Origin of the sequence: Sporolactobacillus kofuensis, assembly GCF_024125425.1 — a bacterium.
In the GTDB taxonomy this organism is placed as follows: Bacteria; Bacillota; Bacilli; order Bacillales; family Sporolactobacillaceae; genus Sporolactobacillus; species Sporolactobacillus kofuensis.
Genome location: NZ_JAMXWN010000006.1, coordinates 88,361 through 102,789, shown reverse-complemented (window position 1 = coordinate 102,789; position 14,429 = coordinate 88,361). Strand labels below are relative to the sequence as shown.

Below are 14,429 nucleotides of genomic sequence, written 5' to 3'. Positions count from 1 at the left end.
AAGTTAAAAACCGCATTCCCTATTGAGAATGCGGCCATTTTAATATCTATTACTCTTTATTCAACATATCATAGACTTGCTTCACATCTTTATCCCCGCGACCAGAAAGATTGACGATAATACTCTCATCCTGAGGCAGCGTCTTCGCGAGCTTCATCGCGTAGGCAACAGCATGTGCACTTTCCAATGCCGGAATGATGCCTTCTACTTTAGAAAGGATTAAGAAGGCATCGAGCGCTTCTATGCCGGTAACGGTTACGTATTCACCGCGACCTGAAGCCTTCAAATAACTGTGCTCCGGTCCGACACCCGGATAGTCGAGCCCGGCTGCAATGGAATACGTTGGCTTCGGTACATTGTTCTCATCGACAAGTGCATAACATTTGAACCCGTGAATGACCGCCGGCACACCTTCAGCGATGCTGGCTGCCTCTACCGGTTCCACACCGACAAGGCGGACACTCGGTTCGTCAATATAATGTGAAAACGCCCCGATCGCATTGCTTCCCCCACCGACACAGGCAACAACAGCAGCTGGCAACTTACCTTCTTTTTCAAGGATTTGGCGTTTCGATTCTTCACTGATGATCGATTGGAAGTGGTGCACCATGGTTGGATACGGATGCGGTCCTACAGCTGAACCGAGCAGATAGAATGTCGTTTCGTGATTCTGTACCAAGTCTTCCAGTGCAACATCAACGGCGTCTTTTAAACGCCCTTGCCCTTTTTCCACCGGCACGACTTTAGCGCCAAGCAATTCCATCCTGAAGACGTTCAATGCTTGACGTTCGGTATCATATTTACCCATATAGATCGTACACGGCAATCCGAATAGGGCAGCAACGGTCGCTGTGGCTACGCCGTGCTGTCCGGCGCCTGTTTCAGCGATAATCCTTTTTGCACCCATCCGTTTCGCAAGTAGAATCTGGCCAATTGTGTTATTAATCTTATGGGCACCTGTATGATTCAAATCTTCTCTTTTCAAATAAATCTTTGCCCCGCCAACTTGTTCCGTAAGGTTCTTTGCAAACGTCAACGGATTTTCGCGTCCTACATAGTCTTTCAAATAGTAACGCAATTCTTTGTTGAATTCGGGATCGTCTTTAAACTTGTCAAAGGCCTGTGCAATTTCTTCCAAAACCGTCTGCAGTTCATCCGGGACATAGCTTCCGCCAAATTCCCCAAATTTACCTGCAGTTGTTGCTACACTCGTACTCGTACTTTTACTCATCTCTACTCAGCTCCTGTTCTTTTTCGTACCCGCCCTCCGGAAGGTACCGAAAATGTAGTGCCCCATAAGTTTCCAATAAAAATATTCTAAAGTCAAGCATTATCATTCGATCAACAAAAATTTTCCGAACATTTTGGTTACCTTGAGTTCTTCTTGGTATGACAGGCTTTCGTTCGAAATAGAGCAGGGATCTGCATACATTGCCCATTTGTCTGATTCGGTTGACGCTTTGTCCGATTCCTAGCCTGTTTTGTCCCATTCCAATTCGTTTTTGGCCCGTTCCTATGCTTTTTTGTCCCATTCCAAATTGTTTTTGGCCCGTTCCTATGCTTTTTTGTCCTGCTCCAGACTCAAACTGGGGCATTGTTCCTCTTTTGTCCGGTTCTTCTCGCTTTTTGTCCCATTCCTAGCCTGTTTTGTCCCATTCCAAGTTGTTTTTGGCCCGTTCCTATGCTTTTTTGTCCTGCTCCAGACTCAAACTGGGGCATTGTTCCTCTTTTGTCCGGTTCTTCTCGCTTTTTGTCCCATTCCTAGCCTGTTTTGTCCCATTCCAATTCGTTTTTGGCACATTCCTCTGCTTTTTTGTCCTGTTCCAGACTCAAACTGGGGCATTGTTCCTCTTTTGTCCGGTTCTTCTCGCTTTTTGTCCCATTCCTAGCCTGTTTTGTCCGATTCCAATTCGTTTTTGGCCCGTTCCTATACTTTTTTGTCCTGCTCCAGACTCAAACTGGGGCATTGTTCCTCTTTTGTCCGGTTCTTCTCGCTTTTTGTCCCATTCCTAGCCTGTTTTGTCCCATTCCAAGTTGTTTTTGGTCTGTTCCTATGCTTTTTTGTCCTGCTCCAGACTCAAACTGGGGCATTGTTACTCTTTTGTCCGGTTCTTCTCGCTTTTTGTCCCATTCCAATTCGTTTTTGGCACATTCCAAATTGTTTTTGGCCTGTTCCTATGCTTTTTTGTCCTGCTCCAGACTCAAACTGGGGCATTGTTCCTCTTTTGTCCGATTCCTAGCCTGTTTTGTCCCATTCCAAATTGTTTTTGGCCTGTTCCTATGCTTTTTTGTCCTGCTCCAGACTCAAACTGGGGCATTGTTACTCTTTTGTCCGGTTCTTCTCGCTTTTTGTCCCATTCCAATTCGTTTTTGGCACATTCCAAATTGTTTTTGGCCCGTTCCTATGCTTTTTTGTCCTGCTCCCAGACTCAAACTGGGGCATTGTTCCTCTTTTGTCCGGTTCTTCTCGCTTTTTGTCCCATTCCTAGCCTGTTTTGTCCCATTCCAAGTTGTTTTTGGCCCGTTCCTCTGCATCTGTATCCGATCCGTCCACGTTTTGGTCACGTTTCTCCACGTTTGTGTCAGATTCTCTTTATTAATTGTCCAGCCTGGCCACCATTTTGTCTCATTGTGCCCGACTCAGCAGATAGAAAAAGAAGCTGCCCAAGGTTGAGCAGCTTCCTCTTTTCGTTTAACTCATGATTGGTTCTTGTTCGGTGCTGGCTTCGTCTGCTTCACCACAAAGGAAACGGTAACCAGGAATGCCATAATTACTAAGCTCGTGAGTGTTCCCACTCGATTCGCACTGTTGATGATAAACGATAAGAAAATCGCGGATAATGAAGCGATACCTAAGATCGTCATATATGGGAACCCGACAATTTTAAAGAACGGTAGCTGTTCATACGTTGGACGTAGTTTCAGTTCGGCGGTACAGATTGCAATCCATACAAGGCAAACAGTGAATCCTGGTATGCTCATCAATTGATTGATGATCTGACCCGGAGCAATGTAAGCCATGATCACACCGACGACTAAAAAGCTTGTCGTGAGTGCAAGCCCACCAAGTGGCACACCGCTTTTCGATAATTTACGAACAAAACTTGGTGCCTCGCCGCGCTCAGCCATTGCGTACAGTGTTCGTGTGGTTGCATAGATCCCTGAATTTGCTGCAGACAACACGGCCGTCAGCAAGACGAAATTCATCAGATGGGGCACACCTGGGAGTCCGACTGTCTCAAAGACTTGGACAAACGGGCTGCTCTCCGTCGCCGAAACACTATTCCAAGGCATAATCCCACAAATAATAATGATCGGTAAAATATAGAACATGGCAACACGTGAGACAACACTCTTGATCACTTTCGGCAGGACATGTTCCACATCTTTGGCTTCAGTAACCGTAAGCCCAATTAATTCCGAACCGCCATAAGAGAAAATGACGACGAGAAATGCCTGGATCATTCCACCAAAACCATGCGGAAAAAAGCCGCCATAACCAAATATATTTTTTACCGGATTAGCCGGGCTTGGAATAATCCCGAACAAAATTAACAGACCCAGTATTATGAAGACAATAATTGCCGCAATCTTGATCCCAGCAAACCAGAATTCAAATTCACCATACAGACTCACTTGGAACAAGTTAATTCCGACTATAAACAATCCGCACAATCCCGCCAGCACCCACAATGGTGCATGTGGAAACCAATACTGGAGAAAGCTTCCTGCAGCCAAAATTTCTACAATGGTGACCAGCATCCAGTTAATCCAGTACAGCCAGCCGACCATGATCGATACACGAAATCCGAACGCCTTATGCATCAAATGTTGAATGTTCATGCCCGGGTACGCGATTGCCAGCTCAGCGAGTGCAACCATGACAATAAATAAAATCAAGCCACAGATCAGATAGGCGATCGTTACACTTGGACCCGCGATGTTTAACGTATCGCCGCTCCCCTTAAAAATACCGGTACCAATCATCCCGGCCATTGCCATGAACATAATGTGACGCGGCAACAACCCGCGCTTCAATGTTTCTTTCTTCCCTTCTGTTGTACGCATCATTCTCGTATCCTTTCTCTCTATGTTTCTCGCAAACACACTTTAAAGCGATAAAGCTTATTTGCAAAAAAATACGCCTTTTCGACAGATAATCGCTTTAAAGTACAAAGCCTATTGCCTGTCTGAAGAGCGGTATAACATATTATAAAGGATTCACTAATGCTGTCAAGCAGACCCATATATCTTATCCTTTTCAGATCAGGGAACTTTTTCAATAATCATGCCCTTATTCACTGAGTTTCACACATTATTTACGGGACTCTTTAATGAAAAAAGTAAGGGCCAACGTCAATACGCAGAAACAAACTGCAACGATAAATGCAGCATTCACACCATTAAGTACGGCGTCTGTCTTTAAAACATGGTAAAGTGATGGATCATTGCTCATCATCCCTTTTTCCGGAGTCTCACTCTGGGTGACATCAGACATGACACTGATGATGAGTGATGTGCCAATTGATCCCACGATCGTGCGAACCGTATTGTTTACCGCCGTTCCATCGCTGATCAGCGCGTTCGGTAATGTATTCAAGCCAGCGGTTGTCATCGGCATCATTACCATAGCAACACCCAAAAACCGTACCGCATAGAAAATAAGAATTTCGCTATATGTCGTAGACATCGTCAGAAACATAAATGGAATAGTTCCCAAGGTAAGGAGACTCATTCCGGAAATCACCAATTTTCGTGCACCAATTTTATCAAAAATGATGCCTGTTACCGGAGACAATAACCCCATCAGGATTGCCCCAGGCATGATGATCAGTCCGGAAAAAAAAGCACTTTCTCCCCTCGAGTTCTGGATGTATAACGGAAGAACCAATTCAGTACCGGTTATGACCGTCATCACTGTTCCGCTCACAATTACAGACAGACTGAACATTTTAGATCTGAACACAGTCAAATTTAGAATCGGTTCTTTAATTGTTAACTGTCTCATGATAAAGAGTAATGAAAAAATCGCCCCAATAAGCAACCCCCCGATCACATGCACATTCGTCCAACCATGGTTGCCCACACTGCTGAATCCATAAAGCAACGCACCAAATCCTAGAGATGATAAAACAATTGATGGATAGTCAATGCGTGAATGGTTTAACGGAATCATTGATCGCATGGTTGTGAACGCCAGGAACATGACGGCAAGTAACAGAGGAATTAATAACCAGAATAGAATACGCCAGTGAAAATGATCAACCATCCAACCAGAGAGCGTCAGCCCTACCGCGCGTCCGAAAGCAATCACAAGCCCGTCTAGGCCCATGGCAAAACCCCTTTTATTTTTTGGAAAAAGGAGCAAAAAGATCGTCTGCATGAGCGGAATCATGATGCCCGTACCCGTTCCCTGAATCATTCGTCCTAAAAGAAGCCAACCAAAATTAATGGCGACAGCTGACAAAAGCGTACCCAGCAGGAGTAAAATGATTGACATGAGATAGAGCTTTCGCGAATTTATCTTGCTCATAAGCAGGGCTGCAATGGGAATCAAGATCCCATTCATGAGCAAAAATCCTGAAGTCAACCATTGACCGTCTGCTGCATCTACGTTGAAATCCTTCATCATGTCTGGGAGCGCCGTTGCCAGCATAGTATGGTTAATCATCATTCCGAAGTTTCCGACAAGCAGCACAACGATCAATAACGGACGATTGTATGTATGACCTTCCACATTTTTTGCAGGCATTCCTAACATACTCCTTCAAGAACCAATTTTCTAAAAGTGATAAGGCCTCCTTGTCTTAAAGAAATGTACGTTCCACGTCCTCGTTCATTTCACCAATGATAGTATTGCTCGATTTATTCATTACAAACCGCATTTTTTCTAAAATCACCACAACGAAAATTGGTCGATTGAGATGAAAATGTTCGATGCTGGAGGTTGCGGTGGAGTGTCTCAATCGGATGGTTACTACTTTTTCTTTGTTCGTTACCATTTTTTCAGGGTTCGTTACGATTTGGTTTGTTCGTTACGAATTTGGGTAATCGTTACTTTTTCCGGATAAAGCAAAAAAGCTTTCTCTATTATTAGAGAAAACTTTTCATAGAGTTCTTTATATAAAATCAGACTTAATGACGGGAAGGGAATCCGAATTGATATTGGCGCGGTATGTTTGTTTCCTTATGTAGCTGCGTTGCTGCTTCAAGTGTCCAATATGGATTGCGGAGCATGCCGCGGCCAACTGCGACAAGATCAGCCTCTTCATTACCAATAACAGCGTTAGCTAAGACAGGATCATCCAAGCGGCCAACGGCAATAACAGGCGCGCCAACCGCTTCCTTAATTGTGCGGGCAAAAGGTACTTGATAAGCGGCATGTGTTCCAGGTTTTCCAGCGGCTGCAATCGGTCCTTCGCCGCCTGCGCTGATATGGAATACATCAACCCCTGCATCTTTGTACACTTTAGAGAATGCAATACTATGATCCAGACCATAACCACCATCCACATATTCAATCGCCGAAATGCGCATAATCAGTGGCATATCCGTAGGCATTTCACTACGCGCGGCCTGCACCACTTCGGAGCCGAATTTAAAGAGGTCCTTGCCGTATTCATCCGTGCGTTTATTTGTATAAGGAGATTGGAATTGATGAATCAGATAGCCGTGTGCACCATGCAGTTCAATCGTGTCAAAGCCGGCTTTAATCGCACGTTTCACTGCTTGTGCAAATTTCTCAGGCATTGCTTTTACTTCATCCGTTGTTAATGCACGGGGCGTCTTATACTGATCGTTAAAGGCTATGGCTGAGGGGGCAACAGGAACTGCCGCATCTTCAGCTTTTCGTCCGGCATGCGCGATTTGAACAGCAACCTTTGCTCCGTAACGATGGCAGGCGTCCACAATTCTTGCCAATGCCGGAATCTGATCATCAGACCACAAGCCAAGATCATTATCAGAGATTCGTCCATCCGGTTCAACATCCGTCATCTCAATGATCACGAGGCCAGCTCCGCCAATCGCACGGCTGACATAGTGCACAAAGTGCCAATCGGTTGCAATGCCATCTTTTTTCTCCACCGAGTACTGGCACATCGGTGGCATGACTACCCGATTCTTTAATTCCAAACCTTTGAATGTCCATGGTGTAAAAAGATCAATCATCTTGATCACTCCTTAAGTAAAATTTCAATGAGCAAACAACACCAACGAATCGCTTATTTTTCTTATCCGTTTCCGATACTTTTTCGGTCATGACTATTAATAAGAAAATCGGATTTAAGAGCAACATCACGAGTCCTCGTTCATTGCTTCTAAGTTTGCATGACCGGATCGATCATAAATTGGAAACTTCATCTAAATCGTAGCAGATTCGTTTGATCCATACCAAATAAAAGGCTTGCAGTTAAAAAAATAGCCGAATGTCCCAGTGACATTCGGCTTTATTCCCATTTCTTAATTCGCATATGAGGATTCTATTTCCCTGATCTTCGTATAAAGGAAATCATTCACCGGCGTTGGAATGCCATGTTTCTTGCCCAATTTGCGAATTGTTCCGGCAAACAATTCGACTTCAGTCGGCCGGTTCTGTAAGGTATCCTGGCGCATCGATGGCATGCCTTCAGGATTCAGTGCATCGTTGATCTTCAGCCACCCGGCGATTTCAGATTCTTGAAGATCCACGCCTTCGCTATTAGCAACCTTGACAACCTCTTTCATCGCAGCGATTACAGTATCGCGTGGCTTGCCCGGAACTTGTATTCCACCGTAATTCGTTGCGAATACTGCGGTCGATTGATTGACACCCGTATTGACCATCAACTTGCTCCACATTTTGTGCATCATATGTTCAGGAATTTCATAGGGCATGGCGACTTTATCAAAGAAATGAGCAAGTGCTTGTACTTTGGCGCTACGCACATCATTTGCTTCGCCAAAGCTGATAAAACCGAGATTTTTATAGATGAGTTCATTACCGACTTTGGAAGCATCCATTCCTGCAACAATGCAATAGAGCAGTTGGTCGAAACCAAATGTCTCACCAATTACCTGTTCACTCGAAATCCCGTTCAGCACGGAAAGAATGATCGTCTGTTTCCCCACTTGATTTTTCGCACTGGCAATGGCACTTTTCAATCCGGTGTATTTTACCGCAAAAATGAGCAAATCCGCAGGTTCCATAGGTTCATTAGCATCGACATAGCGAAATGTGCAAGGCTCACCGTTACATAAAATGCCGTCTTTCTTATAGCGCTCAATGCGATCATGATCAGCAACAATACGTACTGCATCAACGCCCAAACGATCAACAAGATGGTTCCCATACATAATGCCCAATGCACCCAAGCCAACAATCGCTACGGTCTTGATTTCCATAGAGTCTCCTCCTCAGCTTCTATGATCCAATTAGCAATACTCTTGCAAAATGTTGCCAAACGCCGCAATGCCTTTCACAATTTTTTCTTCGGACATGCATGAATAGTTAAATCGGCAATGATTGGTTTCTTGACGCAAAGGATAGAAGGTTGCGCCGGGAACATACGCTACTTTCGCTTCAGGAAGCACACGTTCCTTCATCAATTTCGTGGTGTCCACCGTTTCCGGGAGGGTTAACCATGTAAATAGTCCGCCTTGTGGATTCGTGTAACGAACACTTTTCGGTAAATAAGTATTAAATGCATCCAACATGATCTGTTTCTTCTTCCTATACACCTTTTGGATACGCGTTATATGTGCATCAATATCATAGCGCTCTAGGAACAGGTTTGCTGCGTACATATTCAGGGTAGAATTCTGTGTATCTGCAGCCATTTTTAACAGGCAGAGCTTTTCGGCCAATTCGTTCTCAGCAATCACCCAACCAAGGCGCATGCCCGGACTCAGTATTTTTGAAAAACTGCCGAGGTGAATCACTCTTCCTTCGGTATCCAAGCTCTTAATACTCGGAAGTGGTTCGCCTTCGTAGCGAATTTCACGGTACGGATCATCTTCCAAGATGATCACATTGTATTGGTTGGCAAGCGCAACAAGTCGCTTTCTACGTGCAAGACTCATTGTCACACCGGTAGGATTCTGGAATGTCGGCACTGTGTAAATAATCTTCGCACGAGGATTTGCCTTAAGTACTGATTCGAGTTCATCCATATCCATACCTTCCTCATCCATGGAAACGGAAGCATAGTTCGGTTGATAGGCATTAAAAGCAATCAGTGCACCTAAAAATGTAGGATTTTCCGTAATCACGACATCTCCGGGATTCAACAACATTTTCGCAACAAGATCTAACCCTTGCTGACTTCCTTGTAAAAGAAATAGATTGTCCAGTCCGCAAGTAACACCTACACGTTCCATGCGTTTGACCAGTTTTTCCCGAAGCGCAGGAAGTCCTTCTGAAATCGTGTATTGCAATGCCTGCTTGCCTTGTTCTTTAAGAACATGCGCATAGACGAGGCTAAGTTGATCTGTTGGAAATAGATTTGGATCCGGATAGCCGCCGCCAAAGGAAATAACGTCCGGATCAGCACCTAATTTCAATAACTCCCGTATAGCAGACGGCTTCACTTCGTTCATTCGCTCTGAATACAAATCAATCATCCTCTTATTCTCCCCGTACCATTATTTGTAAGGAAACCATCCACTCTATGTGATACAAAGTTACGATTTATCTTTACCTGCATTTATAGTAATCTGTTAGTAAGCTAAAGTAAACGTCATCTTATTCACGTATAGATGAATTTATTTCACTTTAATGAAGGGTTGGATCTTGTCGATGTCTTTGCTCGCTTATTCCGTCTTCGACACCGTCGCCGAACAAAAAAGTTTTCTCAAAGCTGCAGAGGTGCTCAACCTCACGCCATCAGCGATCAGCCACTCCATCACCAACCTTGAACAGCGATTGGGTGTGGCACTTTTTATTCGAGATCGGACCGGTGTACGCCTTACACTTGAGGGACAGAATCTCTTACCGCATGTTCGCGCAGTGCTTAATAGTGAAGAACGATTGAAACAGGAAGCCGCACATATTCAAGGTTTGGAAAAAGGAGTCGTGCGCATTGGCACCTATAGCAGTATTTGTATTAACTGGATCCCTGAAATTGTAAAATCGTTTCGCCGGCTCTTCCCAGAAATAAAGATTATCATCTTCCAAGGTGGTTATGAGGATGTGGTCGGATGGATCAAGTCCGGGGCGATTGATCTTGGCTTTATCTCTCTCCCTGCTGAAGAAAAGATAACGGTCACACCATTGACCATGGATCCATTGCTCTGCGTCACGCCCAGAGATTTCCGCCCTCAGCACGCGAACTATGTCACTGTTGAGGAAATCAAGGACATGAGTTTCATTCTTCAACGTGATGATTACATGAAAGAAATTAGAGCATTGTTGCATAAACATCGACTGTCCGTACATTCCCAGTTCTACAGTATTGATGATCAATCCATTGTCGCAATGGTGGAAAGCGGACTCGGCATTGGCATTCTTCCTCAACTTGTACTTACAAAAAATCATGCAGATGTCGGCGTGTATCCATTTAAACCTGCGGAACATCGAATCATCGGTCTCGCTTCACTTAAAAAGCAGTATTTGTCCCCGGCTGCTCTAAAAATGTATGACCATATCCTTGAGTTTGTGGAAAAAAGCGGGCTGAATAATCTAAACGGCCAATAACTTGTGTTCCTGAATAATTTACTATTATGGTGTAATTCGTTCGTTTCGGGAAAAATTCGATCATTACGTCCGATAGTTCGACTGTTACATAAAACAATCCGGTCTTATCGAGAATAGTCCATTCGTTGGTTATCTGCGCAGTCTCACCGCTCCAAGGGGTCACGAATGTTTCTTATTCTCTTAGCAAAACAAAACTGCCCTCCTATTAATCCAAGGGCAGTTCTATTTTTTGATATTAATTTTCACCGATGACAATTTTTCCAATCATTTTTCCACTTTCTACCAACTCATGTGCCTGACGAAGATTCTCCGCATTGAGCGGTGTTAATTTCTTTTTAACGGTTGGTTTGATTACACCGTTGTCTAGAAGTACCGCTACTTTTTCTAAAAGTTTGTGCTGCTCAATCATGTCATCGGTCTCAAACTTCGGACGCGTGAACATAAATTCCCAGCTAAAGGTAATGCTCTTCGGCTTAAGCAGATCAAGATTAATGCCGGCGCCAATTTCCACAATCGAGCAAATATGGCCTTGCGGTTTAATCACATCCTCCATGTTCTGCCAATGTCCTTTGGTGTTATTCAGGCAAAGTATGGCGTCAACGGAGTCAAAAGGTAGTGCCTCAAATTCATCCTTGAATGCATGGCGATGATTAATGACTTCATCTGCACCGAGTTCCTTTACCCAAGCGACAGTCTCGGGCCGCGAAGCTGTAGCTGTGACATGGATACCGGCCCATTTCGCCAGCTGGATCGCGATCGAACCTACACCGCCGGCACCGTTAATGATCAACAAGCGTTTGCCCTTATTTTGTTCCGGATGTTCTGCACTGAAAGGTAACCGTTCAAAGAGTGCTTCATACGCCGTGATGCTCGTCAAGGGCATACCCGCTGCGGTCAGAAAATCCAAATGCTTTGGTTTCGCCGCAACGATACGTTCATCAACAAGATGTAATTCTGCGTTTGTCCCTTTGCGTTGAATCGCTCCTGCATAATAGACAGCGTCTCCCGGTTTAAAGAGCGTCACTTTTTCCCCAACCGCTTCAACAATTCCGCTTGCATCATAGCCAACGATACGGGCACCATTGGTCAATCCATCTCTTGCGTTGCGCACCTTAGTATCAACCGGATTTACCGATACGGCTTTAACACGAACGAGCAAATCATGTTCGGTTGGTGTTGGATTGGGAATCTCTATTGGAACAATGCTCTTTGGGTCTGTTATCTTTGTTACATCTAATGTGCCATATGCTTTCATCTTCATGCCTCCCGGCTTATCTTCTTTTCTTCATGTACACTTATAGTATAATGGCTCTAAAGCATTACGAATAGAACGCACATTCACGTGACGTAGGCACATGAATGTAACTAAGGAGGGTTTTCTTGATGCGTAATCGGAAAGCAGGCTATGCGTGCAAGCACTGTCCCGTAGAGACCACGCTTGATATTATCGGTGGAAAATGGAAAGGCGTTATTCTGTATCACCTCATGAACAAGACCTGCCGATTCAACGAAATGCGCCGCTTGATGCCTGGAATCAGTCAGCGTATGCTGACCCTCCAACTTCGAGAATTGGAAAAAGACGGCGTCATTCACCGTGAGGTTTATCCCGTCGTTCCACCTAAAACCGAATATTCGCTTACTGCATTCGGCGAAACACTAAAACCGATCATTCAAGAAATGAAACGTTGGGGCGATCGTTACGAGCATCATCAAGAACAACAGCTGGAAGATGTTGATCAGAACAAGGCTTGAGTACATATGCGGACCTGGCTACAGCTTATGCGCGAAATTTCTGGATTAATGTGCAAAAATGTGGATCCAATGCGCGAAATATCTTGTTCTATGCGCGACTTTTTGAATCTCATGCACATATCCAGTTCTGGCCAAGCGCAATGTCTTTTTTCATGCGCTTTCCCCTCCTTGTCATCGTCTTGTCCTCACTTTATCTGAGCACCTTTCCCCATTCCAGTATCACCGATTCGGTCAGTGATAAAGCAGAACCTGATGGTCCAATTTCATAGACGAGTTCGTTATAATAGCTCTAGGTAAGCTATCGGGTAAAGGAGATTATTCATGATTCATATCAAAAAGATCACGCTTCCTGAAACGGGACGTGTACTCGTGATTTCAGACATTCACGGTGATCTGCAGCTTTTTCAAGCGCTTCTTAAAAAGGTGCACTACACTTTAGATGATACATTAATTATTAACGGCGATTTATGTGAGAAAGGTGCGAACAGTCTCGGCGTGATCCGCTACGCGAAAAAACTCATGGATGAGAATAATCACGTTTATCTTACTGAAGGCAATTGCGACCGTCTCATCCATCATGTCTTTGATCACGACCCTGATGTCTTTGGTCACTTGGCACAACACCCGCATTCCATTATGAATGAGTGGCTGCAGGAAAACGGCAAAACCATCGCTGATTTCGATTCCGTGCAGCAGTTGAGCACATTCTATACAGAACATTGCGGCAGCGAACTCGATTGGCTCTTCTCTCTACCTACCGCACTTGACTCTGATCGCTACCTTTTCATTCATGCAGGTCTTGATGACCGAGAAGATTGGCAGGAAACCAGTCACCGATCAGCAGTTTCTCTGCCTCATTTTTACACGGGCACGCATCAAGCGGAAAAAGTTGTCATCGTTGGGCATTGGCCGGTAGTCAATTATCGTGCGAACACCCTATCCAGCCACAATCCGATTATTGATTTGACAAAACGAATCATCAGCATTGATGGTGGAAATCAGGTGCGCTTTGACGGACAATTAAACGCATTAATTATTGAACGCCGTCCCCAAGGCGACCAAATCAGCAGTACGTACGTTGATCATTTCCAACGTGTTGAAACGATAAGACACTCCTATACTGCACCGGATGGATTCGTGGGTACACTCAATTATCCCAATTACAAGGTAAGGCTCCTGGAAAAAGGAAAATACTTCAGCCTTTGTGAGAATATCGCTCTCGGGCTTAAACAATGGTTAAAGAACGAATACCTCACCCAAAAAGAAGACGGATCTTATGTAGCAGGCGATTTAAGCGCGTCCGGTCTTAGCGTGTCTGCTCAGGACCAGGTAGCAATCATCGATAACAAATGTGCCGGCTATACATTAATCAAGAAAAATGGAGCCGTCGGCTGGGTACCCAAATACTGCTTCTGATTCTTTATTGCATCGTAAGATTCTATCCCAACCAATGTCCAAAGCTGCCCATTTTCGCACCCCAATGTGTATCTGTCATAACCTATCATTGAAAACAAATGATGAGGTGAGTGATACCATGTACGATGCAGAACAATTTTATCGTCAATCCGCCCAAGAACCCATGAACCCATTAATTGCTCAAATTCTTGGTTCTATTAAAGGAGAGGCCACCGGGGTAGATTTTTATACACGCCTCGCAGCAGCTGCACCTACTCCGGAAATGCGCAATGCTATTTTAGCCAATCGTCGCGATGAAGAGGAGCATTTCCGCTTATTTAGTGGTCTCTATGCGCGGCTAACCGGACAGCAACCCGTGTATCAAATCACACCGGTTCAGTTCTCTTCTTTTCGCGAGGGTTTGAAGATTGCTTACCGGGACGAACTCGAAGATTATGAAAAATACAGAAATTACTATTTAATGACCCAAGATCCGATGCTCCGCGATGTTTTTCTTCGAGCATTCACAGATGAAATCAAACACGCGATTCGTGTCGGATTTATGGAAACATCGCTCAGCGAATAGACACAGAGCCCATTGACCCAAAAA

Annotated in this window: 12 protein-coding genes; 4 read left to right on the top strand and 8 right to left on the bottom strand. The window is 44.5% G+C overall.

Features of this window, described 5'->3' with window-relative positions; translation table 11 throughout:
• Positions 1 to 49: 49 nt before the first annotated feature.
• The 7 genes from trpB to NIE32_RS06680 form a co-directional block, all read right to left on the bottom strand.
• Positions 50 to 1,231, bottom strand: coding sequence for a tryptophan synthase subunit beta (trpB, locus tag NIE32_RS06705; protein ID WP_253054149.1), 1,182 nt, complete (start codon positions 1,229 to 1,231; stop codon positions 50 to 52).
• A gap of 1,466 nt (positions 1,232 to 2,697) precedes the next feature.
• Entirely contained in the window at positions 2,698 to 4,071 is a 1,374-nt protein-coding gene (locus tag NIE32_RS06700; RefSeq protein ID WP_253054147.1) for an amino acid permease, read from the bottom strand.
• 244 nt (positions 4,072 to 4,315) lie between these two features.
• Positions 4,316 to 5,752, bottom strand: coding sequence for a DHA2 family efflux MFS transporter permease subunit (locus NIE32_RS06695; RefSeq protein ID WP_253054145.1), 1,437 nt, complete (start codon positions 5,750 to 5,752; stop codon positions 4,316 to 4,318).
• Positions 5,753 to 6,135: 383 nt separating this feature from the next.
• On the bottom strand, positions 6,136 to 7,170 hold the full coding sequence (locus NIE32_RS06690; RefSeq protein WP_253054143.1) for an NADH:flavin oxidoreductase/NADH oxidase: 1,035 nt from the start codon (positions 7,168 to 7,170) through the stop codon (positions 6,136 to 6,138).
• Entirely contained in the window at positions 7,163 to 7,297 is a 135-nt protein-coding gene (locus NIE32_RS14230; RefSeq protein WP_290443489.1) for a hypothetical protein, read from the bottom strand. Before NIE32_RS14230 ends, NIE32_RS06690 begins: the two co-directional genes overlap by 8 nt.
• 164 nt (positions 7,298 to 7,461) lie before the next feature.
• On the bottom strand, positions 7,462 to 8,382 hold the full coding sequence (locus NIE32_RS06685) for a ketopantoate reductase family protein (RefSeq protein ID WP_253054141.1): 921 nt from the start codon (positions 8,380 to 8,382) through the stop codon (positions 7,462 to 7,464).
• Positions 8,383 to 8,412: 30 nt separating this feature from the next.
• Positions 8,413 to 9,600, bottom strand: coding sequence for an aminotransferase-like domain-containing protein (locus NIE32_RS06680; RefSeq protein ID WP_253054139.1), 1,188 nt, complete (start codon positions 9,598 to 9,600; stop codon positions 8,413 to 8,415).
• Between the two features lie 175 nt (positions 9,601 to 9,775).
• Between NIE32_RS06680 and NIE32_RS06675 the strand changes: the two genes are divergently transcribed.
• Entirely contained in the window at positions 9,776 to 10,672 is an 897-nt protein-coding gene (locus tag NIE32_RS06675; RefSeq protein WP_253054266.1) for a LysR family transcriptional regulator, read from the top strand.
• A gap of 235 nt (positions 10,673 to 10,907) precedes the next feature.
• On the opposite strand, the gene NIE32_RS06670 is transcribed toward NIE32_RS06675, so the two are convergent.
• Entirely contained in the window at positions 10,908 to 11,927 is a 1,020-nt protein-coding gene (locus tag NIE32_RS06670) for a zinc-binding alcohol dehydrogenase family protein (protein ID WP_253054137.1), read from the bottom strand.
• A gap of 128 nt (positions 11,928 to 12,055) precedes the next feature.
• On the opposite strand from NIE32_RS06670, the gene NIE32_RS06665 reads away from it, so the two are divergent.
• The 3 genes from NIE32_RS06665 to NIE32_RS06655 all read left to right on the top strand — a co-directional run bounded on the left by NIE32_RS06665 (position 12,056) and on the right by NIE32_RS06655 (position 14,405).
• Positions 12,056 to 12,424 (top strand): winged helix-turn-helix transcriptional regulator, encoded by a 369-nt coding sequence (locus tag NIE32_RS06665; RefSeq protein ID WP_253054135.1) that lies wholly within the window; start codon positions 12,056 to 12,058, stop codon positions 12,422 to 12,424.
• 321 nt (positions 12,425 to 12,745) lie between these two features.
• Entirely contained in the window at positions 12,746 to 13,840 is a 1,095-nt protein-coding gene (locus tag NIE32_RS06660) for a metallophosphoesterase (RefSeq protein ID WP_253054133.1), read from the top strand.
• Between the two features lie 118 nt (positions 13,841 to 13,958).
• A complete protein-coding gene (locus NIE32_RS06655) occupies positions 13,959 to 14,405 on the top strand; it encodes a ferritin-like domain-containing protein (RefSeq protein WP_253054131.1) in 447 nt (148 codons plus the stop codon).
• The last annotated feature ends 24 nt before the right edge of the window (positions 14,406 to 14,429 follow it).

Coding starts and splice junctions, on each gene's coding strand:
- NIE32_RS06690 (WP_253054143.1), bottom strand. CDS start 7,170: ATGATTGATCTTTTTACACCATGGACATTCAAAGGTTTGGAATTAAAG.
- NIE32_RS06670 (WP_253054137.1), bottom strand. CDS start 11,927: ATGAAAGCATATGGCACATTAGATGTAACAAAGATAACAGACCCAAAG.
- NIE32_RS06695 (WP_253054145.1), bottom strand. CDS start 5,752: ATGCCTGCAAAAAATGTGGAAGGTCATACATACAATCGTCCGTTATTG.
- NIE32_RS14230 (WP_290443489.1), bottom strand. CDS start 7,297: ATGTTGCTCTTAAATCCGATTTTCTTATTAATAGTCATGACCGAAAAA.
- NIE32_RS06660 (WP_253054133.1), top strand. CDS start 12,746: ATGATTCATATCAAAAAGATCACGCTTCCTGAAACGGGACGTGTACTC.
- NIE32_RS06675 (WP_253054266.1), top strand. CDS start 9,776: ATGTCTTTGCTCGCTTATTCCGTCTTCGACACCGTCGCCGAACAAAAA.
- NIE32_RS06680 (WP_253054139.1), bottom strand. CDS start 9,600: ATGATTGATTTGTATTCAGAGCGAATGAACGAAGTGAAGCCGTCTGCT.
- NIE32_RS06665 (WP_253054135.1), top strand. CDS start 12,056: ATGCGTAATCGGAAAGCAGGCTATGCGTGCAAGCACTGTCCCGTAGAG.
- NIE32_RS06685 (WP_253054141.1), bottom strand. CDS start 8,382: ATGGAAATCAAGACCGTAGCGATTGTTGGCTTGGGTGCATTGGGCATT.
- NIE32_RS06655 (WP_253054131.1), top strand. CDS start 13,959: ATGTACGATGCAGAACAATTTTATCGTCAATCCGCCCAAGAACCCATG.
- trpB (WP_253054149.1), bottom strand. CDS start 1,231: ATGAGTAAAAGTACGAGTACGAGTGTAGCAACAACTGCAGGTAAATTT.
- NIE32_RS06700 (WP_253054147.1), bottom strand. CDS start 4,071: ATGATGCGTACAACAGAAGGGAAGAAAGAAACATTGAAGCGCGGGTTG.